Annotated in this window: 30 protein-coding genes; 21 read left to right on the top strand and 9 right to left on the bottom strand. The window is 68.0% G+C overall.

All coding sequences use genetic code 11. The annotated features are described in order from the left end of the window. The 3 genes from ASE78_RS13025 to ASE78_RS13035 form a co-directional block, all read left to right on the top strand. On the top strand, positions 1-1,682 hold a 1,682-nt coding region (locus ASE78_RS13025), incomplete at its 5' end, for a histidine kinase dimerization/phosphoacceptor domain -containing protein (protein ID WP_235515050.1). After that, a complete protein-coding gene (locus ASE78_RS13030; protein ID WP_056497822.1) occupies positions 1,679-2,194 on the top strand; it encodes a biliverdin-producing heme oxygenase in 516 nt (171 codons plus the stop codon). The genes ASE78_RS13025 and ASE78_RS13030, both read left to right, overlap by 4 nt. Positions 2,195-2,606: 412 nt before the next feature. Beyond that, complete coding sequence (locus ASE78_RS13035) at positions 2,607-4,079, top strand: M16 family metallopeptidase (protein ID WP_056497823.1); 1,473 nt, start codon at positions 2,607-2,609, stop codon at positions 4,077-4,079. Between the two features lie 152 nt (positions 4,080-4,231). On the opposite strand, the gene rplS is transcribed toward ASE78_RS13035, so the two are convergent. Both rplS and trmD read right to left on the bottom strand, forming a co-directional pair. Next, positions 4,232-4,621 carry a 50S ribosomal protein L19 gene (gene rplS / locus ASE78_RS13040; RefSeq protein WP_056497824.1) on the bottom strand — a complete coding sequence of 130 codons (390 nt, stop codon included), beginning with the start codon at positions 4,619-4,621 and terminating at the stop codon, positions 4,232-4,234. Then, positions 4,618-5,355, bottom strand: a complete 738-nt coding sequence (trmD, locus tag ASE78_RS13045; protein WP_056497825.1) for a tRNA (guanosine(37)-N1)-methyltransferase TrmD — start codon at positions 5,353-5,355, stop codon at positions 4,618-4,620. Before trmD ends, rplS begins: the two co-directional genes overlap by 4 nt. 80 nt (positions 5,356-5,435) lie before the next feature. On the opposite strand from trmD, the gene ASE78_RS13050 reads away from it, so the two are divergent. The 4 genes from ASE78_RS13050 to ASE78_RS13060 all read left to right on the top strand — a co-directional run bounded on the left by ASE78_RS13050 (position 5,436) and on the right by ASE78_RS13060 (position 7,533). Continuing rightward, complete coding sequence (locus ASE78_RS13050) at positions 5,436-6,356, top strand: NAD(P)/FAD-dependent oxidoreductase (protein ID WP_056497826.1); 921 nt, start codon at positions 5,436-5,438, stop codon at positions 6,354-6,356. 64 nt (positions 6,357-6,420) lie between these two features. Continuing rightward, positions 6,421-6,852, top strand: coding sequence for a hypothetical protein (locus tag ASE78_RS13055; RefSeq protein WP_055759804.1), 432 nt, complete (start codon positions 6,421-6,423; stop codon positions 6,850-6,852). Positions 6,853-6,953: 101 nt separating this feature from the next. Next, entirely contained in the window at positions 6,954-7,088 is a 135-nt protein-coding gene (locus ASE78_RS19795) for a hypothetical protein (protein WP_268795715.1), read from the top strand. A 52-nt stretch (positions 7,089-7,140) separates the two neighbouring features. Further along, on the top strand, positions 7,141-7,533 hold the full coding sequence (locus ASE78_RS13060; RefSeq protein WP_235515051.1) for a BLUF domain-containing protein: 393 nt from the start codon (positions 7,141-7,143) through the stop codon (positions 7,531-7,533). Positions 7,534-7,537: 4 nt separating this feature from the next. On the opposite strand, the gene rimM is transcribed toward ASE78_RS13060, so the two are convergent. The 4 genes from rimM to ffh form a co-directional block, all read right to left on the bottom strand. Beyond that, positions 7,538-7,999, bottom strand: coding sequence for a ribosome maturation factor RimM (rimM, locus tag ASE78_RS13065; RefSeq protein ID WP_235515052.1), 462 nt, complete (start codon positions 7,997-7,999; stop codon positions 7,538-7,540). A 22-nt stretch (positions 8,000-8,021) separates the two neighbouring features. Continuing rightward, complete coding sequence (locus tag ASE78_RS19800) at positions 8,022-8,144, bottom strand: hypothetical protein (protein ID WP_268795716.1); 123 nt, start codon at positions 8,142-8,144, stop codon at positions 8,022-8,024. Positions 8,145-8,240: 96 nt separating this feature from the next. Continuing rightward, positions 8,241-8,615 carry a 30S ribosomal protein S16 gene (gene rpsP / locus ASE78_RS13070; RefSeq protein WP_055759797.1) on the bottom strand — a complete coding sequence of 125 codons (375 nt, stop codon included), beginning with the start codon at positions 8,613-8,615 and terminating at the stop codon, positions 8,241-8,243. Between the two features lie 50 nt (positions 8,616-8,665). Beyond that, positions 8,666-10,183 carry a signal recognition particle protein gene (ffh, locus tag ASE78_RS13075; RefSeq protein ID WP_056497953.1) on the bottom strand — a complete coding sequence of 506 codons (1,518 nt, stop codon included), beginning with the start codon at positions 10,181-10,183 and terminating at the stop codon, positions 8,666-8,668. A 276-nt stretch (positions 10,184-10,459) separates the two neighbouring features. Here ffh and ASE78_RS13080 point away from each other — a divergent pair, with 276 nt between their 5' ends. Next, on the top strand, positions 10,460-12,094 hold the full coding sequence (locus tag ASE78_RS13080) for a putative bifunctional diguanylate cyclase/phosphodiesterase (RefSeq protein WP_056497828.1): 1,635 nt from the start codon (positions 10,460-10,462) through the stop codon (positions 12,092-12,094). Here ASE78_RS13080 and ASE78_RS13085 read toward each other — a convergent pair. Then, on the bottom strand, positions 12,069-12,647 hold the full coding sequence (locus ASE78_RS13085) for a DUF924 family protein (protein WP_056497829.1): 579 nt from the start codon (positions 12,645-12,647) through the stop codon (positions 12,069-12,071). The two genes, ASE78_RS13080 and ASE78_RS13085, sit on opposite strands and share 26 nt — an antisense overlap. A gap of 22 nt (positions 12,648-12,669) precedes the next feature. Between ASE78_RS13085 and mtaB the strand changes: the two genes are divergently transcribed. The 3 genes from mtaB to ASE78_RS13100 are packed head-to-tail and all read left to right on the top strand — an operon-like array spanning position 12,670 to position 15,436. Continuing rightward, positions 12,670-13,881: a tRNA (N(6)-L-threonylcarbamoyladenosine(37)-C(2))-methylthiotransferase MtaB gene (gene mtaB, locus ASE78_RS13090; protein WP_414886961.1), complete on the top strand. Its 1,212-nt coding sequence runs from the start codon at positions 12,670-12,672 to the stop codon at positions 13,879-13,881. Beyond that, positions 13,878-14,807, top strand: coding sequence for a signal recognition particle-docking protein FtsY (ftsY, locus tag ASE78_RS13095; RefSeq protein WP_056497831.1), 930 nt, complete (start codon positions 13,878-13,880; stop codon positions 14,805-14,807). Before mtaB ends, ftsY begins: the two co-directional genes overlap by 4 nt. Further along, a complete protein-coding gene (locus ASE78_RS13100) occupies positions 14,804-15,436 on the top strand; it encodes a septation protein A (protein ID WP_082467203.1) in 633 nt (210 codons plus the stop codon). Before ftsY ends, ASE78_RS13100 begins: the two co-directional genes overlap by 4 nt. Before the next feature lie 140 nt (positions 15,437-15,576). Here the strand turns inward: ASE78_RS13100 and ASE78_RS13105 are convergent, their stop codons facing one another. Next, entirely contained in the window at positions 15,577-16,188 is a 612-nt protein-coding gene (locus ASE78_RS13105; RefSeq protein ID WP_056497832.1) for a superoxide dismutase, read from the bottom strand. 115 nt (positions 16,189-16,303) lie between these two features. After that, complete coding sequence (gene pspF, locus ASE78_RS13110; protein ID WP_056497833.1) at positions 16,304-17,326, bottom strand: phage shock protein operon transcriptional activator; 1,023 nt, start codon at positions 17,324-17,326, stop codon at positions 16,304-16,306. A 176-nt stretch (positions 17,327-17,502) separates the two neighbouring features. Between pspF and ASE78_RS18760 the strand changes: the two genes are divergently transcribed. From ASE78_RS18760 to ASE78_RS18995, 10 genes are all read left to right on the top strand, one after another. Further along, entirely contained in the window at positions 17,503-17,643 is a 141-nt protein-coding gene (locus tag ASE78_RS18760) for a hypothetical protein (protein WP_156349126.1), read from the top strand. Between the two features lie 65 nt (positions 17,644-17,708). Next, positions 17,709-18,377 carry a phage shock protein PspA gene (gene pspA / locus ASE78_RS13115; protein WP_055759773.1) on the top strand — a complete coding sequence of 223 codons (669 nt, stop codon included), beginning with the start codon at positions 17,709-17,711 and terminating at the stop codon, positions 18,375-18,377. Positions 18,378-18,382: 5 nt separating this feature from the next. Continuing rightward, positions 18,383-18,667 carry an envelope stress response membrane protein PspB gene (pspB, locus tag ASE78_RS13120; protein ID WP_055759770.1) on the top strand — a complete coding sequence of 95 codons (285 nt, stop codon included), beginning with the start codon at positions 18,383-18,385 and terminating at the stop codon, positions 18,665-18,667. Further along, complete coding sequence (pspC, locus tag ASE78_RS13125; protein ID WP_055759767.1) at positions 18,667-19,047, top strand: envelope stress response membrane protein PspC; 381 nt, start codon at positions 18,667-18,669, stop codon at positions 19,045-19,047. The genes pspB and pspC overlap by 1 nt, the downstream gene beginning before the upstream one ends. Positions 19,048-19,085: 38 nt before the next feature. Next, positions 19,086-19,388 carry a hypothetical protein gene (locus ASE78_RS13130; RefSeq protein ID WP_056497834.1) on the top strand — a complete coding sequence of 101 codons (303 nt, stop codon included), beginning with the start codon at positions 19,086-19,088 and terminating at the stop codon, positions 19,386-19,388. Between the two features lie 61 nt (positions 19,389-19,449). Next, on the top strand, positions 19,450-19,755 hold the full coding sequence (locus ASE78_RS13135; RefSeq protein WP_056497955.1) for a hypothetical protein: 306 nt from the start codon (positions 19,450-19,452) through the stop codon (positions 19,753-19,755). 11 nt (positions 19,756-19,766) lie between these two features. After that, a complete protein-coding gene (locus tag ASE78_RS13140; RefSeq protein WP_056497835.1) occupies positions 19,767-20,030 on the top strand; it encodes a hypothetical protein in 264 nt (87 codons plus the stop codon). 21 nt (positions 20,031-20,051) lie between these two features. Then, positions 20,052-20,282, top strand: a complete 231-nt coding sequence (locus ASE78_RS13145; protein WP_055759755.1) for a hypothetical protein — start codon at positions 20,052-20,054, stop codon at positions 20,280-20,282. Between the two features lie 24 nt (positions 20,283-20,306). Next, a complete protein-coding gene (locus ASE78_RS13150; RefSeq protein ID WP_055759754.1) occupies positions 20,307-20,711 on the top strand; it encodes a SufE family protein in 405 nt (134 codons plus the stop codon). 82 nt (positions 20,712-20,793) lie between these two features. Further along, positions 20,794-21,646, top strand: an 853-nt coding sequence (locus tag ASE78_RS18995) for a hypothetical protein (RefSeq protein ID WP_162236503.1), incomplete at its 3' end; no start/stop codon positions are given.

The following is a 21,646-nucleotide window of genomic DNA, read 5'->3' on the forward strand; positions in this document are numbered from 1 at the left end:
CCGGGTTCGACCGGGTGATGATCTATCGCTTCCTCGACGATGATTCGGGCAAGGTCGTCGCCGAACGCCATGCCGATGGCATGGGCAGCTTCCTCAACCACCATTTCCCCGCCTCCGACATTCCGCGACAGGCGCGCGCGCTCTATATCCGCAACCGGGTGCGGGTGATCCCCGACGTCGGCTATGCGCCCGCGCCGATCGTCGCGTCCGATCCGGCGCTGGCGCAGGTCGACCTGAGCGACATCGGCATCCGCGCCGTCTCGCCGATCCATATCCAGTATCTCCACAACATGGGCGTCGCCGCCTCCGCCTCGGTGTCGATCGTCAAGGACGGGGTGCTGTGGGGCCTCGTCGCCTGCCACCACCGCAGCCCGCGCGCGCTGTCATGGCTCCAGCGCAAGACCTGCGAACTGGTCGCCGCCACCCTCGCGCAACAGATCCGCGCCAAGGAAGAGGCCGCCGACTATCGCGAACGCCTGCGCCTGCGCGCCGCCGAGGATGCGCTTGGCCTGCGGCTGGCGCAGGAGGGCGATCCCGATCAGCTCGCCGCGCTGGTCGGCCACGAGCTGCAACGGATGCTCGGCGCGGACGGTTTCGCGCTCCACCGGGGAACCTCGCTCCACACCACCGGCCACGTGCCCGCGCGCGAGGACATCGCCGATATATCGGCATGGGTCCGGCGACAGGGAGTCAGCCCGCTCCATACCGCCAGCCTCGAACAACGCCTGCCCGCCGCCCGCGCCTATCGCGATCTGGCGAGCGGCCTGCTCGCCATCGTCCTGTCGGTCGACGAACCGGTCGTCCTGCTGTGGTTCCGCGCCGAGGAATTGCAGACCGTCAAATGGGCCGGCAACCCGCACAAGGCGGTCGCCGTGGCACCGGGCGAGCACCTCACCCCGCGCGCCTCGTTCGAGGCGTGGAGCGAGGAAATCCGCGGCTGGGCCCGGCCATGGTCGAATGCCGAGATCGAGGGGGCGCACCGCCTGTCGCGGATGTTCTTCGACCTGCGCCAGCGCCGCCGCATCACCGATCTCAACCGCGAACTCAACCGCGCGGTCGCCGACAAGGACGTGCTGCTGGCGCAACAGGACACGCTCATCAAGGAGGTCAACCACCGCGTCCAGAACAGCCTGCAACTCGTCGTCGCCTTCCTCGCGATGCAGGCCAATGCCGAGAATGACGAGACGCTGACCCGCCACCTGACCGAAGCGCAGCGGCGGCTGTCGGCGGTCGCGCTGGTCCATCGCCGGCTCTATTCGGACGACACCGTCACCGCCGTCGACCTCGGCCGCTATATCGAGGACCTGCTGGGCGAGATGCAGGGGTCGATGGGCGACGAATGGCGCGGGCGCCTGACGATGGACGTGGCGCCGATGCTCATCAATGCCGATGCGGCGGTACAGGTCGGGCTGATCCTCGTCGAACTGGTCATCAATGCCCAGAAATATGCCTATGACGGCAAGCCCGGCCCGATCGCGGTGACGCTGGAGCAGTTCCGCAACCGCTTCCGCCTGACCGTGGCCGACCGGGGGCAGGGCCGGCTCGGCACGCGGCAGGGCTTCGGCACCCGCATGCTGAACGCGATGGTCCAGCGGCTGGACGGCACGATCGAGGAGATCGATAATGCGCCGGGGCTGCGCTTCATCGTCTCCGCACCCGTGGGCGTGCCCGAGGACGCATGACCGCTTCCCAGGCGCTGCGCGCGGCGACGGCGGCGGCGCATGATGCGGTCGACGCCGCCTATGCCCGCTTCGACCTGACCGACCGCGCCGGCTATGCCGCGTTCCTCACCGCCCACGCCCGCATCCTGCCGCCGGTCGAGGCGGCACTGGCGGCCTGCCCCGCCCTGCCCGGCTTCCGCCCGCGCACCCCCGCGCTCGCCGCCGATCTCGCCGCGCTCGGCCGCGCGATGCCCGTGCCGATGACCGTCAGCATCCCGCACGATCCGGCGGCGGCATGGGGCATGTTCTACGTCGTCGAAGGATCGCGGCTGGGCGGGGTGATGCTCGCCCGGCAGGTCGCCCCCGGCCTCCCCCACGCCTATCTCGCCGCCGGACACGGTGCCGGCGACTGGCGCACGATCCGCGCCGCGATCGACGCCGCCGACACCGGCGCCGACTGGACCGCGCGTGCGGTCGCGGCGGCCGAGCGGTGTTTCGGTTGGTACGGGGCGGCGGCCGTGACTGGCGCATGATCGAATGGTCGATCGTTCCGCGACCTGCTCCCCTCCCTGACAAGGGAGGGGTTGGGGGTGGGTAGGCCGGTTGTGGGGCGTGTACGTTTCCTTACCAGCCAACCCACCCCCGCCCCCTCCCTTGTCAGGGAGGGAAGGTGCCACGAACCGCCGCGCGGTTGAATGTCGATCGGTTCTAACGCCGCCGGTCTGGACCGCGCGGTATTGCCTGCGCCGATCGATCAGCGCTTTCCACCATGGGCGGACGATGCCCGACATCTCGGACGTGCCAGCGTTCGATTGATCCCACGCCCCAATACCGGCCGCTGTCCTACAGCGCCGACGATCGATAGGGTCGCGCGGCGTCACGATCCTGCCCCAAATCTCCAGCACCACAGGGCCGGATAGGCGATCCGTCTGGAGACTGCGACGAATGCGAAACTGGTTGTCGACGCTCGGTGTCCTCCCGTTCGTCGTGTGCTGCGTCACCGCCGACGCCGCCCCGCGCGCCCGCCAGCCGTCCGCCCGCGCGACGGTGCCGCAGGGCGGATGGGGCACGCCCGTCACCGGTCGGCTGAAAAACGGCGTCCGCTTCGCGATCCTGCCCCGGCGCGGCGGCGAACCGGGCGTCGGCATCCTGCTGCGCAACGAGGGCGGCTTCATCGCCGAACGCCGCCCCGGCGAGCGCGGCCTTGCCCATCTGATCGAGCATGTCGTGTTCCACAGCCCGACGCGCGGATCGCCCGACGATCGCGATCACTTCATCCGCGTCGGGCTGCAGCACACCTTTCCCGCGCCGGAGGTCGCGACGACGAGCTGGCGCGAGAGCAATTATTTCCTCTCCACCAAGACGCGCTCGGCGGCCGATATCGAGGCGATCGTCGCGCTGCTGCGCGAAGCCGCGAGCGACCTGACCTTTCGCGCCGACGCGGTCGATGGCGAACGTGTCTCGGTTATGGCCGAAATGACCGACAAACGGCAGGGCAACGCCATCTATGCCGATTACATCGCAGCGGTCGCGCCCGGTTCGCCCAACGACCTGCTCGACGCGCAAAACTCCAACGACGTGCCGACCGCCAGCGTCGCCACGATCCGCAGCCTCTATCACCGGCTCTACCAGCCGCAGAATACGATGCTCGTCATCGTCGGCGATGTCGAACCAGCCGCGATACGATCGCTGATCGAACGGCATTTCGGACACTGGGTACAGACCGCGCCGCCGTCGCGGCCCGCCCGCTATCCGCAGTTCCGGCCCGAGCGGATCGGCCCGGTCAGCGTCGCCACCCGCGCCGACGGTCGCCGCGCCGCCCTGCTCGCCGTGGTGATGTCGACGCCGGCCCCGCCCGCCTCGCGCGACCGGCAACGCCGCGCGCAACTGATGGACCTGCTGCTCACCCGTGCGGTGGGCGACCAGCTGGCGGCGCTCGACCCCGGCAGCCCGCCGGGCAAGCGCGGGGTGTTCATCGAAAACGGCGAACAGGGCCATCGCCAGATCATGGTCTGGGACTATTTCGCCGAGGGGCAATGGCAAGCGGCGGCGCAGGCGCTGCGCCGGACGACCTGCGCGATCGCCACCACCGGCTTCACGCCGGGCGAATGGGATGCGGCACGACGCAACCTGCTCGCCGATCTGATGCAACGCGCGACCGACATGCCGAAGGCGACGAACGTCGCGATCGCGAAGGACCTGTCACACGCGCTGGCCGACGACCGCGCGCTGATCCCGCCCGACGAACTGCTGCATCACGCGCGGACGCTGCTGCCACGCATCGACGTCATGGCCGGCAACGGCTGGTGGCGGGCGCAATGGCGCAGCGGCACCGCGCATCTCCGCGTCGAAGCTCCCGAACTGGCCAGCATCGCCGATCCCGTCGCGCTGGTCGGACAGGCAGCGCCGCCCTGCTGACGTGCGACATACGTGGTTAGTGTAAACTTTGTAAACTTTGGCGCTTCCCAACCCGATCGATCGCCCCGCTCGATCAGCCGGCGACCATGAAAAAGGGGCGCGGCGACCATGGTCGCCACGCCCCCTCTTTCACCGGGCAGGTGCCCCGCCGATTACTCGGCGGCGGTCGCCTTGGCCGGGCGCGGATCGCGACGCTCGGCGATACGCGCCGACTTGCCGGTGCGGCCACGCAGATAATACAGCTTGGCGCGACGCACGACACCGCGACGCACGACCTCGATCGAATCGATGTTCGGCGAATACAACGGGAACACGCGCTCGACGCCCTCGCCGAAGCTCATCTTGCGGACGGTGAACGACGAACCCATGCCGGCGTTCGACCGGGCGATGCACACGCCTTCGTAGTTCTGCACGCGGGTACGCTCGCCTTCGACGACCTTCACGCCGACCTTGAGGGTATCGCCGGCGCGGAATTCGGGGATCGACTTCGATTCGAGGAACTTGGCGATCTGTTCCGCTTCGAGCGTCTGGAGGAGGTTCATTGCTTGTGACCTTCGTCTTTGTCGTGCGCGCCAGAGGGCGACTGGACCCGAGCGTCGACATGACGCTCCCACAGGTCCGGCCGCCATAGCCGTGTGTCGGATTCCGCCTTGGCTGTACGCCACGCGGCGATCCTCGCATGATCCCCCGATCGCAACACTTGCGGGATCGTGCGCCCCTCCCATTCATTGGGACGGGTGTACTGCGGATATTCGAGGAGGCCGCTTTCGAAGCTTTCCTCGACACCGCTGGAAGCCGCGCCCATTACGCCGGGAAGCAGCCGAACGCAAGCGTCGAGCAGCACCAGCGCGCCCATCTCGCCGCCCGACAGGATATAGTCGCCGATCGACACCGGCTCGATCGCGCGCCCCTCGAACAGCCGCTCGTCGAACCCCTCGAACCGCCCGCACAGAATGACCGCGCCCGGCCCTTGCGCCAGCGTCCGCACCCGCGCCTGCGTCAGTCGCGGCGCACGCGGCGTCATCGCCAGCACCGGCCGGCCGGGCGCGACACTGTCGAGCGCGCTGGCCAGCACATCGGCGCGCAGCACCATCCCCGCGCCGCCCCCCGCCGGGGTATCGTCGACCGACTTGTGCCGGTCCGTCGCGAAGTCGCGGATCTGCACCGTGTCGAGCGACCAGCGCCCCTCGCGCAGCGCCCGCCCGGCGAGCGACACGCCCAGCGGTCCGGGAAACATCTCGGGATAGAGGGTCAGGACGGTCGCGGCGAAGCTCATGCCGCTCCCCTGCCAGCATGCGACCGGGAACGAAAGGCCGCGCGCACCATTTGCGCCCGTACCAATACGAATGGAACGACATGCCCGAAGCACCGGCGGACTGCATCATCATCGGCGCCGGCCCCGCCGGCCTCACCGCAGCGATCTATCTCGCGCGCTTCCACCTCTCGATCCGCATGTTCGACTGCGGCTCCAGCCGCGCCGCGCTGATCCCGCGCACCCACAACCACGCCGGCTTCCCCGGCGGCATCGCCGGCACCGAGCTGCTGGCACGGATGCACGACCAGGCAGCGATGTACGGTGCAACCTGCGAGGCGACGAGCATCACCGCGATCGAGCGCGACGGCGAGGACTTCGTCGTCCACACCGCCACCGGCGCCACGCGCGGCCGCACCGTGCTGCTGGCGACCGGGGTGGTGAACCACCGCCCGCGCGGCCTGACCAACGCCGTCCATGACGAGGCGCTGCGGCGCGGACTGCTGCGCTACTGCCCGATCTGCGACGGCTATGAAGTCACGGACGCCCGCGTCGGCGTGATCGGCACCAGCGACCATGGCATGCGCGAGGCGCTGTTCCTGCGCGGCTTTACCGCCGACGTCACGCTGATCGCGCCCGACAGCGACCACGACCTCGACGACACCTGTCTCGCCGCGCTCGACGCCGCCGGGATCGAGCGGGTCGACGGGCCGTGCGGCGACTATCGCATCAACGGCGACCGGTTCGTCGTCCGCACCGCGGCGGGCGACCGGAGCTTCGACAGCGTCTACCCCGCGCTCGGCTCACACATCCGGTCCGAACTGGCGGTGGCGGCAGGGGCCGCCGCGACGGCGGACGGTTGCCTCGAGGTCGACGATCACCAGCGCACCTCGATCCCCGGCCTGTTCGCGGCGGGCGATGTGGTGAAGGGCCTCGACCAGATCAGCCACGCGATGGGCGAGGCCGGCGTCGCCGCCACCACGATCCGCAACCTGCTGTCCGAACGCCACCCGCTGCGCCGCTGAGCGGTTGCCGCCATCGGGACGTCAGCCTATCGTCGCGGCCCCGACGACGACCGGAGACCGCACGATGCGCTGGCTGCTGACGACGCTTGCGCTACTCCCCGCCCCGGCCGCCGCCCAGTCGATCGACCGCATCCTCGCCGCCGCCGCCGAACGCGCCGCCGCCGACGAATGCCGCTCGACCGATCCCGACACATTGGTCGTCTGCGCCCGCGACGACCGCCGCCACCGCCTGCCCCTCGCTACCCCGCGCGAACCCTTCGCCGAGGGGGCGGTGGCGGGCGAACCCGCCCGCACCGCCACGACCGATCCGTTCCGGCAAGGCTGCGGCATTTTCGCCGGGCAAGGCCGCTGCGCCCGCCGCGAGATGGAAGCGTACGGCTACAAGCGCGGAGCCGATCCGGTAACGTTCGTCGGCCGCCTGCTGACGAAAGCGATCGACCCCGATGCCGACATCGGCCCGCCACCCCCCGACCCGCCCAAACCGCGCGGGCGATAGCGCCCGGCCCCCACGACTTGCTTTCGCCCGAACGCTACCACCAGATATTCCCTTGGCGCATGCATCAGCTCGACCGCTGACGTTGATCCATTGAGGCGGTGTTGGCCGGCATCCATGCCGCTTCGATCAGGATATGCTTCCCGGACAGCGCCGGCGTCGTGCTCGTCGCCGCCGGCTGGATCGGCGTGCGGCTGATGCTCGGGCTCGGCTGGCCGTTGACGGCGCCGGGGTTCTGAGTGGACGGTCCGGGCCCTTGATCCTGCCCGGACGCGATCCTATTCCTTTCGGGTGACCAACGTTCCCCTGCGCCAGATTTTCTACGCCAGCCTGTGCGGCGACCCTATCGATCTCGACGACATTCTGCAGCAATCGCGGCATAACAATGCGGTCGACGGGATCACCGGATTATTGTGGTTCAACGACGGCCATTTCCTGCAAGTGCTCGAAGGTCCGGCGGACAGCGTCGCCAACGCCTATGCCCGGATCGCCGCCGATCGGCGGCATCACGACATCCGCATCCTCTCCGACCGGAGCGTCGCGGCGCGCGAATTCGGCTATTGGAGCATGGAGCGCGGGTCGGCCTGTGCCGACATGGGCTTGCGCCAGCGGCTCGCCCGGCGGCTGTCGGATGCCCCGGCGGACATCCGCGCCGCCTTCGCCGCCAGCCTCGCCGGCGACTGACGCGCTATTCAGCGGCGAAGATCGCCTCGACCACCAGCCGTTCGTCGTTCCATTCGGGCACCGCATGCGGCTGCATCGGCACCATGAAGCGTTTGCCGGTCGGCCGTTCGATCTCGATCACGTCGCCCGCACCGAAATCGTCGATCGCGACGATCTGCCCCAGCGACTCGCCGGTGGTCGACACCGCCGGCAGGCCGAGCAGATCGGCGTGATAATATTCACCCTCGCCAAGCGGGGGCAGTTCGTCGCGGCCGATCCACAGCTCGGTGCCGCGCATCGCTTCGGCCTTCGTCCGATCGGCGATCTCGCGAAAGCGGCCGATGACGCCGTTGGTCGCCGGACGCACCGACTGGAGCGTCAACGCACCGCCGTTCAGCCGCGAATAGCTGGACAGGTCGTCGGTGAAGAGCTTCAGCCGCACCTCGCCGTTCAGCCCATGGGCACCGGCGATAGCGGCGAGCACCACCCGCCGCTCGCCGCCGCCCGGCTTATCCGGGGGAGCCTGCGTCGCCTTCGGGGGTGTCGTCGCGGCCTTCGGCGGGGTCTTCCGCCGAACGGCCCTGGTTGGTGGCGTCGTCGTCATGCGCTGGGCTGGTTTCCGGGTCGGTCATGCGGCCATGCTCCTGTCGTGGGACAGGCGACAACGCGCAGGCGCGACCAAAGGCTGCCCGCGTCCGCCGACGTGCGGCGGACGCGGGACGAAGCCCTTATGCTTCGGCGGGAGCGTTGGCGGCTTCTTCGGCGGCCTTCGCCTTTTCGGCGCGCTCCTCGGCGCGCTCGACGGCCTTCTCGCCCGGCTTGCCCTTGTTGGGGTTGTCGCGGGCAGCGCGTTCCTTCACGCCGGCCTTGTCGAGAAAGCGGGCGACGCGGTCGGTCGGCTGTGCGCCGACGCCCAGCCAATGGGTCGCACGCTCGGCGTCGAGCACGACGCGCTTCTCGTCTTCCTTGCCGAGCAGCGGGTTGTAGGTGCCGATCTTCTCGATGAAGCGGCCGTCGCGCGGGCTACGCGCATCGGCAACGACGATGCGGTAATAGGGACGCTTCTTCGAGCCGCCACGCGACAGACGGATGCTGAGTGCCATGTGAGTCTTCTTCCTTCGTTGGTTCGTGTAAGCCGGATCGTTGCCGGCGGTTACTTCTTCTTGATGAGATTGCCGAAGCCGGGGGGAAGCTGCGGCATGCCGCCCTTCCCGCCCATGCCGCTGCCCAGCCCCGGCAGGCCGGGCATCTCGCCCCCCGCCTTGCCGAACAGATCGCCCAGGCCCTGTCCGCCCAGCGCATTGCCAAGGCCGGCCATGCCGCCCCCCGGACCGCCCTTGCCCAGCATCGCCATCATGCCCTTGATGCCGCCCATCTTCTTGAGCTTCTTCATCGCGGACTGCATTTCCTGGTGCATCTTGAGCAGCTTGTTGATGTCCTGCACCGTGGTGCCGGAGCCCTTGGCGATGCGGATCTTGCGCTTGGCGTTGATGAGTTCGGGCTTGGCGCGTTCCTTGACCGTCATCGACGTAATCATCGCGTCCATGCGCAGCAGAATCTTTTCGTCCATCGCGCCCGACGCCATCGCCGCCTGCGCCTTCTTCATGCCGGGAATCATGCCGGCAAGCGCGCCCAGACCACCCATCCGCCGCATCTGCGCCAGTTGCCCGCGCAGGTCGTTCATGTCGAACTGGCCCTTGGCGAGCCGCCCGGCCATGCGCTCGGCATCCTCGGCCTCGATCGATTCCGCCGCCTTCTCGACCAGCGAGACGACGTCGCCCATGCCGAGGATACGGCCGGCGACACGCTTGGGATGGAACGGCTCGATCGCGTCGAGCTTCTCGCCGGTGCCGGCGAACTTGATCGGCTTGCCGGTAACGGCGCGCATCGACAGCGCGGCGCCACCGCGCGCATCGCCGTCCATCCGCGTCAGGATCACGCCGGTCAGCGGCACCTGATCGGAGAAGTTCTGCGCGACGTTGACCGCGTCCTGACCGGTCAGCGCATCGACGACCAGCAGCGTTTCATTGGGACGGGCGATGTCGGACACCGCCTTCATCTCGTCCATCAGCGCCTGGTCGACGTGCAGCCGGCCCGCCGTGTCGAGCATGACAACGTCATAGCCCTGCAACTTCGCCGATTGCAGCGCCCGCCGGGCGATGTCGACCGGCTGCTGGCCTGCCAAGATCGGCAGCGTCGCGACCTCGACCTGCGTGCCCAGCACCGCCAACTGTTCCTGCGCCGCCGGGCGATTGACGTCGAGCGACGCCATCAACACCTTCTTGCCCTCGCGCTTGCTCAACAGCTTGGCGAGCTTGGCGGTGGTCGTCGTCTTGCCCGAGCCTTGCAGGCCGACCAGCATGATGACGGCGGGCGGCGTGACGTCGACGTCCAGCTCGGCGGTGTCCGGCCCCAGCATGTCGACCAGCGCGTCGTGGACGATCTTGACGACCTGCTGCCCCGGCGTGATCGATCGCAGCACGTTGTGACCGACGGCGGCCTCGGTCGCCTTGTCGACGAACTGGCGGGCGACCGGCAGCGCGACATCGGCTTCGAGCAGCGCCACGCGGACTTCGCGCATCGCGGTCCGCACATCGGCTTCGGTCAGCGCGCCGCGACCGCGCAGGCGATCGAACACCCCTCCCAGCCGGTCACTCAGACTCTCGAACACGCGGACCACTCCATCCTGACACCCCCGGAAAAGGCTCAAGCAAAACACGCCGGCGGACGAAACCTCGTCGGCCGGCGTCGCCCATGGGCGGCAATGCTGAACGCTTCCCGGAAGAAACGATCCGCTCCCCTACCCCAAAGGGTCGCGCCATGCAACCCGCCGGCGGAATGCGTTGATGCGCGTCCTGCGGTGCCAGCTCGGAACTCGTGCTTCCACGAGGTCGCAAACAGCTTCTTAACAACTTCTATACTCCTCGGACGGCATCCTTGTCGCCGCATGGAACCGGACCGCCCCCGCGTCATCGACGTCGCACCCGATCCGTCGCCCCCTGAGCGGCGGCAATGGTGGGCGCTCGTCTTCAGCGCGGCGGCAACCCTCCTGTTTCTGGGCGTCGGCGCGGCGGTGGTGTCGAGCGCCGTGGCCTATCGTTTCGCCGGTGGACCGCCGATCGAGCGGTCGCTGGTCGTGGCCCTCCTGCTCAACATGGCGCTGATCCTGTTCGGCTGGTTCCGCCACCGCGCCTTGAGCGAGGAGGTTCGCCTGCGCGCCGCCGCCGAGGAACGCGCGCAACTGCTCGCCGCGCGCGATCCGCTGACCGGCTTCCTCAATCGCCGCAGCCTGGGCGAATCGGGTGCGGCGCTGCTGTCGTTCGCGGCGCGGCGCAAGATGGCGGTCGCGCTGCTGATCGTCGATCTCGACCATTTCAAGACCGTCAACGACATGCACGGCCATGTCGCGGGCGATGCGGTGCTGCGCAGCGTCGCGATCGGCATCGCCGCCGCCATGCCGCCCGCCGCGCTCACCGCGCGCTTCGGCGGCGACGAATTCGCCTGCGCCTTTGTGTTCGACGCGCGCCATCCCGAAACCGTAGACGCGATCGCACGCCGGCTGGTCGAGTCGCTCGCGCAACCGGTCGAGGCCGATGGCCTGCGCTGCCACATCACCGCGTCGATCGGCATCGCCCGGTCGGACAGCGATGGTGCTACGATCGACGCGCTGATGCGATCGGCCGACATCGCGATGTATGGGGCAAAGAAAGGCGGCCGTAACCGCTATGCGTGGTTCGACCGGGCGATGGAACGCGCGCTGAACGACCGCAACGATGTGGAGAGCGGACTGCGCATCGCCATCCCCGCAGGGCAGGTCACGCCCTGCTTCGAAGCACAGGTCGATCTGGCGAGCGGCCGGCTGAGCGGCTTCGAGGTACTGGCGCGCTGGACCCATCCGACGCATGGCGAGATCACCCCCGACCGCTTCATTCCCGTGGCCGAGGAAACCGGGCTGATCGGCGACCTGTCGCTGTCGATCATGCGACAGGCATTCGCCGCCGCGCGCGACTGGGACCCGGGGCTGTCGCTGTCGATCAACATCTCGCCGGTCCAGTTGCGCGACGCATGGCTCGCGCAAAAGATCATCAAGGCGACGATCGAGGCCGGCTTCGCGCCCAACCGGCTGGAGGTGGAGATCACCGAAAGCGCGCTGTTCGACAATCTGGCGCTCGCCCAGTCGATCATCGGCAGCCTCAAGAATCAGGGCGTCCGCGTCGCGCTCGACGATTTCGGCACCGGCTATTCCAGCCTCGCCCATCTGCGCGCGCTGCCGTTCGACCGGATCAAGATCGACAAGAGCTTCGTCCTGTCGCTGCTCGACAGCGCCGACTCGGCGGCGATCGTGAAGGCGATCATTGGCCTTGGCGACAGCCTGAACCTGCCCGTCACAGCCGAGGGGATCGAGAGCGCCGCCATCGCCGAACGGCTGGCGGCGCTCGGCTGCGTGAAGGGGCAGGGCTGGGCGTACGGCCGGCCGACCTCGATCGCCGATACAAGGCGGATGCTGGGGGCACGCGGGCTGCTGCGCGGCGGCAGCGATCCCGACGTGCCGACGATCACCAGCCGGCGTCTGGTCGGCTGAGATACGCTTGCTCGGCGTCGGTCGACACCCGGCCGAGCGCGGCATTGCGCGACGGATAGCGGCCATAGGCATCGATCACGGCGGCATGGTCGCGCGCGAACTTCAGGTTGTTGGCGTTGCCGAGCGATTCGAAACAGCGCACCGAAAAGCGCGCTACGCCCCGGTCCTCGCTGTGCATCAACGGCATGTAGAGGAACGAGCGTTCGAGCGGCTGAAACTCGCGGTCGTCGCCCCGCGCGATCCCGATCAGCGCCAGTTCGAGCGCCAGCGGATCGGCGGCGAACGCTTGCGCGCTACCACGATGGATGTTGCGCGAGAACTGGTCGAGCAGGATGACGGCGGCGAGCAGATGATGTTCGTCCTCGCGCCATGCCGCCGCCTCGCTCGCCAGCACCGCGTCGCGCAGCGCGCCGAAGCGTTCCGCGATCGTCCGATCGAGCGCGTCGTCTTTGGCAAAATGCCGGTCCTCGCCCACCTCGTCGAACCAGAAGTCCAGCACTTGCTTCGCTGCCGCGTGGACTTCCCCCGCGCCTGTCCCTAGATCACCGCCCATGCCATCCTCCGTTGGTCCCACCATGATAACGCTCGGCTGCCGGCTGAACATCGCCGAAAGCGATGCGATCCGCGCGATGCTGGGGACCCGTGACGCGGTAGTGGTCAACAGTTGCGCCGTCACCAACGATGCGGTCGCCAGCACCCGCCGCGCGATCCGCCGGGCGCGGCGCGAACGGCCGGGGGCCGAACTGATCGTCACCGGCTGCGCCGCGCAGATCGATCCCACCGCCTTCGCCGCCATGCCCGAAGTCGACCGGGTGATCGGCAATTCGGACAAGCTCAAACCCGCCGCATGGATTTCCACGGATGCGGTGGTCGTGCGCACCATCGACCGCGTGCTCGACACCGCGCCGCACCTGTCGACCGGGTTCGCGGGCCAGACCCGCGCCTTCGTCGAGGTGCAGAACGGCTGCGACCACGCCTGTACCTTCTGCGCCATTCCCGCCGGACGCGGCCCGTCGCGCTCGGCCACGATCGACGGCATCGTCGCGCAGGTCGGCGCCCTCGTCGATGCCGGGCATGGCGAGGTCGTGCTGACCGGCGTCGACCTGTCGAGCTATGGCGACGATCTGGCGGGCACGCCGCGCCTCGGCGATCTGGTCGCCGCGATCCTCGCGCGCACCGCGCTTGCCCGGCTGCGGCTCTCGTCGCTCGATCCGGCGGTCGTCGATCCGCTGCTGTTCGAGCTGCTCACCACCGAGCGGCGGGTGATGCCGCACGTCCATCTCTCGTTTCAGGCGGGCGACGACATGGTCCTCAAGCGCATGCGCCGCCGCCACAGCCGCGCCGATGCCGTGGCACTGGTCGACCGGCTCAAAACCGTCCGTAGCGAAATCGCGATCGGTGCCGACCTCATCGCCGGGTTCCCGACCGAGGACGAGGCCATGGCCGCGAACAGCCTCGCACTGATCGATGACTGCGACATCGTCCACGCGCATATCTTTCCCTACAGCCCGCGCGCCCGCACCCCCGCCGCGCGGATGCCGCAGGTGCCGCCGCCCATCGCAAAGGCACGCGCCGATCGCTTGCGCGCCGCCGCCGCCACACGGCGTCAGCGCTGGTTGCAGGGGCAGGTCGGCACCACCGCCGCCATCCTCGTCGAACGGCCCGGCACGCGCGGGCACACGCCCGGCTTTGCCGACGTCCTCCTTCCCCCCTCGCCGCCCGGCACGATCGTGTCGGCGCGGCTCACCCATGTCGAAGGCGATCGCTTGATCGGTATGCCCCTATGAGCCTTTCGTGGCACGAACGCCTGCTCGGCGGTCTGAAAAAAACCTCCGACCGCCTGACCGGCAACCTCGTCGGCCTCTCCGCCGCACGCCTCGACGATGCGACGCTGGACGAGATCGAGGAGGCGCTGATCGCCTCCGACCTCGGCCCCGCCACCGCCGCGCGCGTCCGCGCCCGGCTGGCCGACGGGCAATATGAGCGCAACATGGAGGAACTGGGCATCCGCCTGGTGGTCGCCGAGGAGATCGAGAAGGTGCTGGCCCCGGTCGCCCGCCCCTTGGAGATCGAGGCGTTTCCCCGGCCGCAGGTGATCCTCGTCATTGGCGTCAACGGATCGGGCAAGACGACCACCATCGCCAAGCTCGCCAAGACGCTGGTCGATCAGGATTACGGCGTGATGCTGGCGGCGGGCGATACCTTCCGCGCCGCCGCGATCGGCCAGCTTCGGACCTGGGCCGAGCGCATCGGCGTGCCGATCGTGAGCGGGGCGGAGGGCGGCGACGCCGCCGGCATCGTCTATGAAGCGGTGAAGCAGGCGACCGCCACCGGCATCGACGTGCTGATCGTCGACACCGCCGGCCGCCTCCAGAACAAGCGCGAGCTGATGGACGAACTCGCCAAGGTCCGCCGCGTGCTGGGCCGGCTCAATCCCGCCGCGCCGCACGACGTGGTGCTCGTGCTCGACGCCACTACGGGTCAGAATGCGCTCAACCAGATCGAGGTGTTCAAGGAGACGGCCGGCGTCACCGGCCTCGTCATGACCAAGCTGGATGGCACCGCGCGCGGCGGCGTGCTGGTCGCCGCCGCCGAGAAATTCGGTCTCCCGATCCACGCGATCGGCGTGGGCGAGACGGCCGACGACCTGCGCGGCTTCGACGCCAACGAAGTCTCGCGGATCATCGCCGGCGTCGAACGGGTGCGCAAATGACGACCGCACCCAAACCCGCCTCGCCGCTGTTCCGCATGGCGCTCGACTATGGGCCGCTCGGCGTGTTCTTCGTCGCCAATCTGCTGGCGTCGAAGCTGTCGCTGCCCGACATGGTCGATTCGCTGGCGCAGGTCATCATCGCCAGCATCGCGTTCATGATCGCCAGCCTGGTCTCGATCATCGTGTCGAAATGGAAGACCGGCCATGTCTCGCCGATGCTGTGGCTGTCGGCGGGCCTCGTCATCGTGTTCGGCGCGCTGACGCTGTATTTCCGCGACGATACCTTCCTCAAGATGAAGCCGACCATCGTCTATGCGATGTTCGCCTCGATCCTGACCTTCGGGGTGGTGACGGGCCGCCCGCTGCTGCAACAGATGCTGGAGACGGCCTATCCGGGGCTCAGCGCCACCGGCTGGCGCAAGCTGACGGTCAACTGGGCCGGCTTCTTCGCATTCATGGCGGTGCTGAACGAGGTCGTGTGGCGGCACTCGTCGTGGGATTTCTGGGTCGGGTTCAAGCTGTGGGGCGCGGTCCCGCTGACGCTGCTCTTCGCCGGGGCGAATATTCCGATGCTGCTGCGCCACGGGTTGCAACTGGAAAAGGACGCGCCGCTGCCCCCTGCCGATTAACTCCCTCTCCCCTTCAGGGGAGAGGGTCGGGGAGAGGGGAAAGCCCCAAACGCCGCACTCACAAAAAAGAGGGCCGTCCTTGCGGACAGCCCCCTCTCCCAACCCTCTCCCCTTCAGGGGAGAGGGCTATTGCCGTGATCTTACTTCACCGCAGCATCATACCGCTCGCCGACCTTGTCCCAGTCGACCACGTCCCACCACGCCTTGAGATACGCCGGACGCGCATTGCGATAGGTGACGTAATAGGCATGCTCCCACACGTCGTTGGCGAGGATCGGCGTGCCCTTCACCGCCGCGACGTCCATCAGCGGATTGTCCTGGTTCGGCGTCGAGGTGATGGCGAGCTTGCCGTCGGCTCCCACGATCAGCCATGCCCAGCCCGACCCGAACTGGTTCACGCCCGCCGCGTTGAACTGTTCCTTCAGCGCGTCGACCCCGCCGAACCGGTCGTCGATCGCGTCCTTGAGCGCGCCCGACGGCTGCGATCCGCCACCCTTCATGGTTTCCCAGAAGAAAATGTGGTTCCAATAGCCGCCGCCGTTGTTGCGCAGCTTGGCCGACCCGCTGCCGACATTCGCCAGCAGTTCCTCGATCGACTTGCCCTCGAGGCTGGCATCCTCGGACACCGCTTCGTTCAGCTTGTCGGTATAGGCCTGATGATGTTTGTCGTGGTGGAGCGTCATCGTCTCCTTGTCGATCGTCGGCTCCAGCGCGTCATAGGCATAGGGCAGCGGGGGAAGGGTGAATGCCATCGGGTCCTCCTGTGGGCACAAAACGTCGATCAACCGAACGCCGCTCGAACGGCTTGGCTCCGGTCGTTACGTCCGGGCAACATCTAGGGGCGGCGAGCCGAGACGCAACCGCCCCTTATCCCCCCTGCCCCAATAATCCATGGCGTTTCAGCGCATGGCGCAACTGGTCGTAGGTCAACCCCAGCGCATCGGCACACGTCCGCTGGTTATAGCGCGCCTCGGCCATCGCCCGGGTCAGCAACTGCCGTTCGAACCGGTTGACCCGCGTCTTGAAGTCGTCGCCCGGATTGTCGCGCTCGGCCGGTTCCGCCGCCACCGCGCCCGGCGCCGCGGCGGCAGGCGTCGCCGCCGGCCCCCCGCGCGGGCGATAGGGCGAGGCGAACGGATCGATCTCGCACAGGTCGATCGGCCCCGGCCGTTCCCAGCGATAGACCGAGCGTTCGACCGCGTTGCGCAGTTCGCGGACATTCCCCGGCCAGCGATGCTCCATCAACTGGTCGACCGCATTGGGGCCGAACCCCGGCCATTCGTCGCGCCCGATCTCGGCGGCCATCCGCCGCCCGAAGAAATCGGCCAGCACCATGATGTCGCCCGGCCGCGCGCGAAGCGGCGGCAGCGTCACCACCTCGAAGCTCAACCGGTCGAGCAGATCGGCGCGGAACGTGCCCTGATCGACCCGGTCGGGCAGATGCTCGTTGGTCGCCGCCACGATCCGCACGTCGACCCGGATCGGCCGCGACGATCCGATCCGCGTCACCTCGCCATATTCCACCGCGCGCAACAACCGCTCCTGCGCCCCCATCGACAGCGTCCCCAGCTCATCGAGGAACAACGTGCCGCCATCCGCCTCCTCGAACCGGCCGGTGCGCGCCTTGGTCGCACCAGTGAACGCGCCCGCCTCATGCCCGAACAGTTCGGCCTCGATCAGCGTTTCGGGCAGCGCCGCGCAGTTCATCACCACCAGTGGCTGGTCCCACCGTCCCGACAGCCGGTGGAGCCGCTCGGCGACCAGTTCCTTGCCGGTGCCGCGCTCGCCGATCACCAGCACCGGGCGATCGAGCGCGGCGGCGCGGCTGGCGCGCTCCAGCGCGTCGAGAAACGGGCCGGACTGGCCGACGACCTGGGATGCACGTTCCATGGGGCGGATGTGTGGCGTAATTTCCCAACAATTCGCAAGTCGTCATTTCGCACTCGTATCCACCGCGACCAGAACCGACGCAAAACTGCCATTTTTGAAACTGGCACGGCTCCTGCAAAGCAATGTACAAGCCCGACACAGGGCGCCACGACACAAAGGTTTCAGGGAGACCCCCAATGCGCAACCTCTCGAACATCTCGCTTTCCCAGTCGCTCGCCAGCATGGCCGGTGCGATCGTGGTCAGCCTGTTCGCCCTTGGGCTGACGACCGCTTCCGGTCCGTTCGCCTTCACCCTTGCCGCAGCGCCCATGGCGTGACGCGGCAGGCCGGGGCGGTTCTGCCCCGTTCCGCTCCGGCCACCCCGTTTCTTCAGGAGTAACCGATGGGTATCTTTTCCCGCACCCGTGACATCATCGCCGCCAACGTCACCGACCTGCTCGACAAGGCCGAAGACCCCGCGAAGATGATCCGCATGATTATCCTCGAAATGGAGGAGACGCTGGTCGAGGTCCGCGCGTCCGCCGCGCGCACCATCGCCGACCAGAAGGAAATGCGCCGCCATATCGGCAAGCTCGACAAGCTTCAGGAAAGCTGGACCGAAAAGGCCGAGCTGGCGCTGAGCAAGGATCGCGAGGATCTGGCCAAGGCCGCGCTCGTCGAACGGCAAAAGGCGGTCGACATGGCCGAACAGCTCAACAGCGAGATCGTCGTGCTCGACGATGCGCTGCGCGCCTCGGAAGTCGACATCGCCAAGCTGCAGAGCAAGCTGCGCGAGGCGCGGACCCGGCAGAGCGCCATCCAGACCCGGATGGAAACCGCCAACAATCGCACCAAGCTGCGCGAGATGTATGCGGGCAGCAAGACGGCCGACGCCTTCAGCCGCTTCGACGTGCTGGAACGCCGCGCCGATCTGGCCGAGGGTCGCGCCGATGCCGCCGGCATGGGCCAGGCGCCCAAGAGCCTTGAGGAAGAGATCGCCGAGCTGCGCTCGTCCGACAAGATCGATGCCGAGCTGGCCGCGCTCAAGGCCCGCCTCAACCGGGAGGGCTGAGCGCGATGGGCGAATTCCTGACCGTGGCGGTCGTCATCAGCGTCCTCTTCATCGGGCTGCCGTGGCTGATCCTCCACTATATCACCAAGTGGAAACAGTCGCCGACGCTGACGAACGAGGACGAACGGCTGCTCGACGACATGCACCTCACCGCCCGGCGGCTCGAGGAGCGGCTCCAGACGATCGAGCGGATCATCGCCGCCGACAACCCGGACTTCCGCCCCTCGGCACCGCGCCGGGACTTCCCGGAAAATGATTTCCGCAACCACGATTATTCACGGAGGGACTGATGTCCGGCGCACGCACGAAATTCTATGTCGACAAGGCGAATGGCAAGATGTCGGGCGTGTGCGCCGGCATCGCCGACTATACCGGCGTCGAGGTCATGTGGATCCGCATCGGCACGGTGCTGCTGACGCTGGCCGGCGGCTTCCCCTGGACGGTCATCGCCTATTTCATGATCGCCTGGATGGCGCAGAAGAAGCCTTACGGCCTCTACGACAGCCATGAGGACGAGAAATTCTGGCAGGGCGTACGGTCGAACCCGACGCGCACCGCATCGGAAATGCGCTCGACCTTTCGCGACATCGACCGTCGCCTCGCCGATATTGAAATGTACTATACCAGCCGCAACACCCGTCTGGCGGACGAGATCGACAGCCTGCGCTGATCCGGTCCCCGCCGGGACGCGAACGAGGGAGTGAGACGATGGGTTGGGGTGGACCGGGGTTCGTGCTGGCGATCATCGCGATCGTCATGGCGGCGGGCATCGTGAAGACGGCGATCCGCGCGAAGCACGGCTATCCGCTGGACGACGAGTATGAAGGCAAGGGCAAGCGTCACCGCAACCGCGACCGGATCGCCGTCGAACGGCAGGCGCTGCTGATGGCGCAGCAGAACGAGCAGTTGCAGGGCAAGGTCCTGCGCCTCGAAGAACGCATCGCCGTCCTCGAACGCATCGCCACCGACCCCGCCGTCCGCACCGCCCGCGAAATCGACGCGCTGCGCTGAACTTTCTGGAGCGATTGCCATGATGACCTACGTCGACAATGCCACCCCGGAAAAGGTCGCGATGATGCAGATGCTGTTTCCCTTCATCGGAACGATCGTCGCGATCTCGGTCGCGGGTTGGGTAGTCACGACCTGGCTGCGGATCAAGCACGGCTACCCGCTGCAAGGCGGCTGGGGCCAGAGCGTCTACCCCAAGCGTGACGACGAGACGATCGAGCGGGTGAAGCTGCTCAGCCAGGAAAACGCGCAATTGAAGGCCGAACTCGGCTCGATCAAGGACCGGCTGGCGAACGTCGAGCGGATCGTGACCGATGGCGCGCATTCGCTGGACCGTGAGATCGAACAACTGCGCGGCCGCGCGAACTGAAAGGAACGTCGATGAGTCCGCTTCTCATTCCGCTGCTCGGCGTATCGATCCCGATCATCGCCATCCTCGCCAATCTGGTGTTCAAACCATGGCTGGAGCACCGCGAACGCCGCCTGACCGTGGAAGCCAACGCGCTTGCCGAAAAGGCCGCGCAATATGCCGCGCAGACGGAACGCCTCGAACAGCGAGTCCGCGTCCTCGAACGCATCATCACCGACCGCGGCGTCGATCTCTCCGACGAGATCGAGCGGCTGCGCGACAACCCCCTCAACTGATCCCAAGGGAGCGTGATCCCCATGAACCCCACCTTCCTCCTGGCGCTCGCCCTCACCTCGCTCGGCGCGGTCGCCATCGTTTCGGTCACGATGCTCTCGGGCTGGCGCGGCTGGCTCTCGCTCCAGCAGCAGCGCCTGGGCGACAAGCCGTTCAGCGCCCCGGTGCCCAACGCCGGCACCCGGATCGAGATCGCCGACCTGAAGGAACGCATCCGCAAGCTGGAAGCGATCGCCGCCGGGGTGGAACTGTAGGGCGCAGCGGCTATAGCGGCGTCCATGCAGAGCATCGACGACATCCGCGACGACTATGACTTTCTCGACGGCGACGACCGCTACCGGCTCCTGATCGATCTGGGCCGCCAGTTGGAACCGATGCCCGACGCGCTCAAGACCGACGCGACGCTGGTGCGGGGCTGTTCGGCATCGGTCTGGGTCTATCCCCAGACGCGGGACGACGGCACGCTCCATTTCCTCGCCGACAGCAATGCCGCGATCACCAAGGGGATCATCGCGCTGGTCCTGACGACGGTGCAGGACCGCGATCCCGCCGCGATCCTCGCCACCGATGTCGACGCGGCCCTCGCCCCGTTCGATCTGCGCAACCAGCTCAGCTCGAACCGGACGCAGGGCATTCCCAACATGATCGCGCTCATCCGCGAAACCGCCGGTCGCCTTGCCTGAACCCACTGGCGGACGGCGCTTTTCCGACATAGGCTGCCCCCCGCGAACTCCGGCGATCGACCGGGCATGACGGGAGGCGTGGATGCTGGTGGGACTGCGCTGGACCGGACTGCTCGCCGCCGCCGGCATGGGCATTGTCCCGCCCGCCGCCCATGCCCCGCAGCCGGTGCCGCAGGAACCGGCGGTCGACGGCCCCGACATCGTCGTCATCGCCCGCAAGCTGCGCAAGGTCCGCATCCGGTATGCGACGAACGGCCGCTGGGTCCGCACCTGCGACATCGATATTTCGAGCGGCGACGAACGGATCGACCGCATCATGTGCGCGATCCTGCGCGCCTGCGTGAAATCGGGCCACCGGGAAGTCGACGAGGCAAAGGCATGCATCGCCGGCCGTATCGACTCGCTCGACGATGCGGCGGAAGCGGCGATGCTCGCCGATCCCGGCGCACGCCAGCCCGCTACACCACCGCCGACGCCCCGCGCCCCCGACGGTCCCGACATCGTCGTGACCGGCGAACAGCCCGACATCGTCGTCACCGGCAACGCGCCCACCATGCGCGGCGGCCTGTGGCGCTTCCGGCGCAGTGCCACACTGTTGCTCGGCGGTGGGGGAGTCGGAGCGCAGCCGATGAACTTCACCCAATGCCTCCCCTCGGGCGCGATCGAGGCGATGCTGCGCCGCGCGGCGAGCGAGACCAGCCCGATGCCGATGGGCGACCATTGCAACCGGATGAGGCTCGCGTTCGACAACGGCCGGATCGACGGCCGGCGCAGTTGCAGCAACAGCCGCCCGCCAGCCAGCGCCTTGGCGACCAGCAGCAGTTCGACGAGCAGCCTCACGCTGACCGGGCAATATGACGAACGCCGTATCCGATTGGTCTATATGGTAGAAATGGAACAGACCGGGGTGGATCGTGGCGGCGGTCCGGGGTGGA

Source organism: Sphingomonas sp. Leaf25, assembly GCF_001421635.1.
Lineage (GTDB): Bacteria > Pseudomonadota > Alphaproteobacteria > Sphingomonadales > Sphingomonadaceae > Sphingomonas.

Coding starts and splice junctions, on each gene's coding strand:
- ftsY (WP_056497831.1), top strand. CDS start 13,878: ATGAGCCTTTCGTGGCACGAACGCCTGCTCGGCGGTCTGAAAAAAACC.
- pspA (WP_055759773.1), top strand. CDS start 17,709: ATGGGTATCTTTTCCCGCACCCGTGACATCATCGCCGCCAACGTCACC.
- ASE78_RS13055 (WP_055759804.1), top strand. CDS start 6,421: ATGCGCTGGCTGCTGACGACGCTTGCGCTACTCCCCGCCCCGGCCGCC.
- pspC (WP_055759767.1), top strand. CDS start 18,667: ATGTCCGGCGCACGCACGAAATTCTATGTCGACAAGGCGAATGGCAAG.
- ASE78_RS13130 (WP_056497834.1), top strand. CDS start 19,086: ATGGGTTGGGGTGGACCGGGGTTCGTGCTGGCGATCATCGCGATCGTC.
- mtaB (WP_414886961.1), top strand. CDS start 12,670: ATGATAACGCTCGGCTGCCGGCTGAACATCGCCGAAAGCGATGCGATC.
- ASE78_RS13100 (WP_082467203.1), top strand. CDS start 14,804: ATGACGACCGCACCCAAACCCGCCTCGCCGCTGTTCCGCATGGCGCTC.
- ASE78_RS19800 (WP_268795716.1), bottom strand. CDS start 8,144: ATGACCGACCCGGAAACCAGCCCAGCGCATGACGACGACGCCACCAAC.
- ASE78_RS13140 (WP_056497835.1), top strand. CDS start 19,767: ATGAGTCCGCTTCTCATTCCGCTGCTCGGCGTATCGATCCCGATCATC.
- ASE78_RS13035 (WP_056497823.1), top strand. CDS start 2,607: ATGCGAAACTGGTTGTCGACGCTCGGTGTCCTCCCGTTCGTCGTGTGC.
- rplS (WP_056497824.1), bottom strand. CDS start 4,621: ATGAACCTCCTCCAGACGCTCGAAGCGGAACAGATCGCCAAGTTCCTC.
- rpsP (WP_055759797.1), bottom strand. CDS start 8,615: ATGGCACTCAGCATCCGTCTGTCGCGTGGCGGCTCGAAGAAGCGTCCC.
- ASE78_RS13105 (WP_056497832.1), bottom strand. CDS start 16,188: ATGGCATTCACCCTTCCCCCGCTGCCCTATGCCTATGACGCGCTGGAG.
- ASE78_RS13150 (WP_055759754.1), top strand. CDS start 20,307: ATGCAGAGCATCGACGACATCCGCGACGACTATGACTTTCTCGACGGC.
- pspB (WP_055759770.1), top strand. CDS start 18,383: ATGGGCGAATTCCTGACCGTGGCGGTCGTCATCAGCGTCCTCTTCATC.
- ASE78_RS13080 (WP_056497828.1), top strand. CDS start 10,460: ATGGAACCGGACCGCCCCCGCGTCATCGACGTCGCACCCGATCCGTCG.
- ASE78_RS13050 (WP_056497826.1), top strand. CDS start 5,436: ATGCCCGAAGCACCGGCGGACTGCATCATCATCGGCGCCGGCCCCGCC.
- ASE78_RS13085 (WP_056497829.1), bottom strand. CDS start 12,647: ATGGGCGGTGATCTAGGGACAGGCGCGGGGGAAGTCCACGCGGCAGCG.
- ASE78_RS13145 (WP_055759755.1), top strand. CDS start 20,052: ATGAACCCCACCTTCCTCCTGGCGCTCGCCCTCACCTCGCTCGGCGCG.
- ASE78_RS18760 (WP_156349126.1), top strand. CDS start 17,503: ATGCGCAACCTCTCGAACATCTCGCTTTCCCAGTCGCTCGCCAGCATG.
- trmD (WP_056497825.1), bottom strand. CDS start 5,355: ATGAGCTTCGCCGCGACCGTCCTGACCCTCTATCCCGAGATGTTTCCC.
- ASE78_RS13030 (WP_056497822.1), top strand. CDS start 1,679: ATGACCGCTTCCCAGGCGCTGCGCGCGGCGACGGCGGCGGCGCATGAT.
- pspF (WP_056497833.1), bottom strand. CDS start 17,326: ATGGAACGTGCATCCCAGGTCGTCGGCCAGTCCGGCCCGTTTCTCGAC.
- ASE78_RS13135 (WP_056497955.1), top strand. CDS start 19,450: ATGATGCAGATGCTGTTTCCCTTCATCGGAACGATCGTCGCGATCTCG.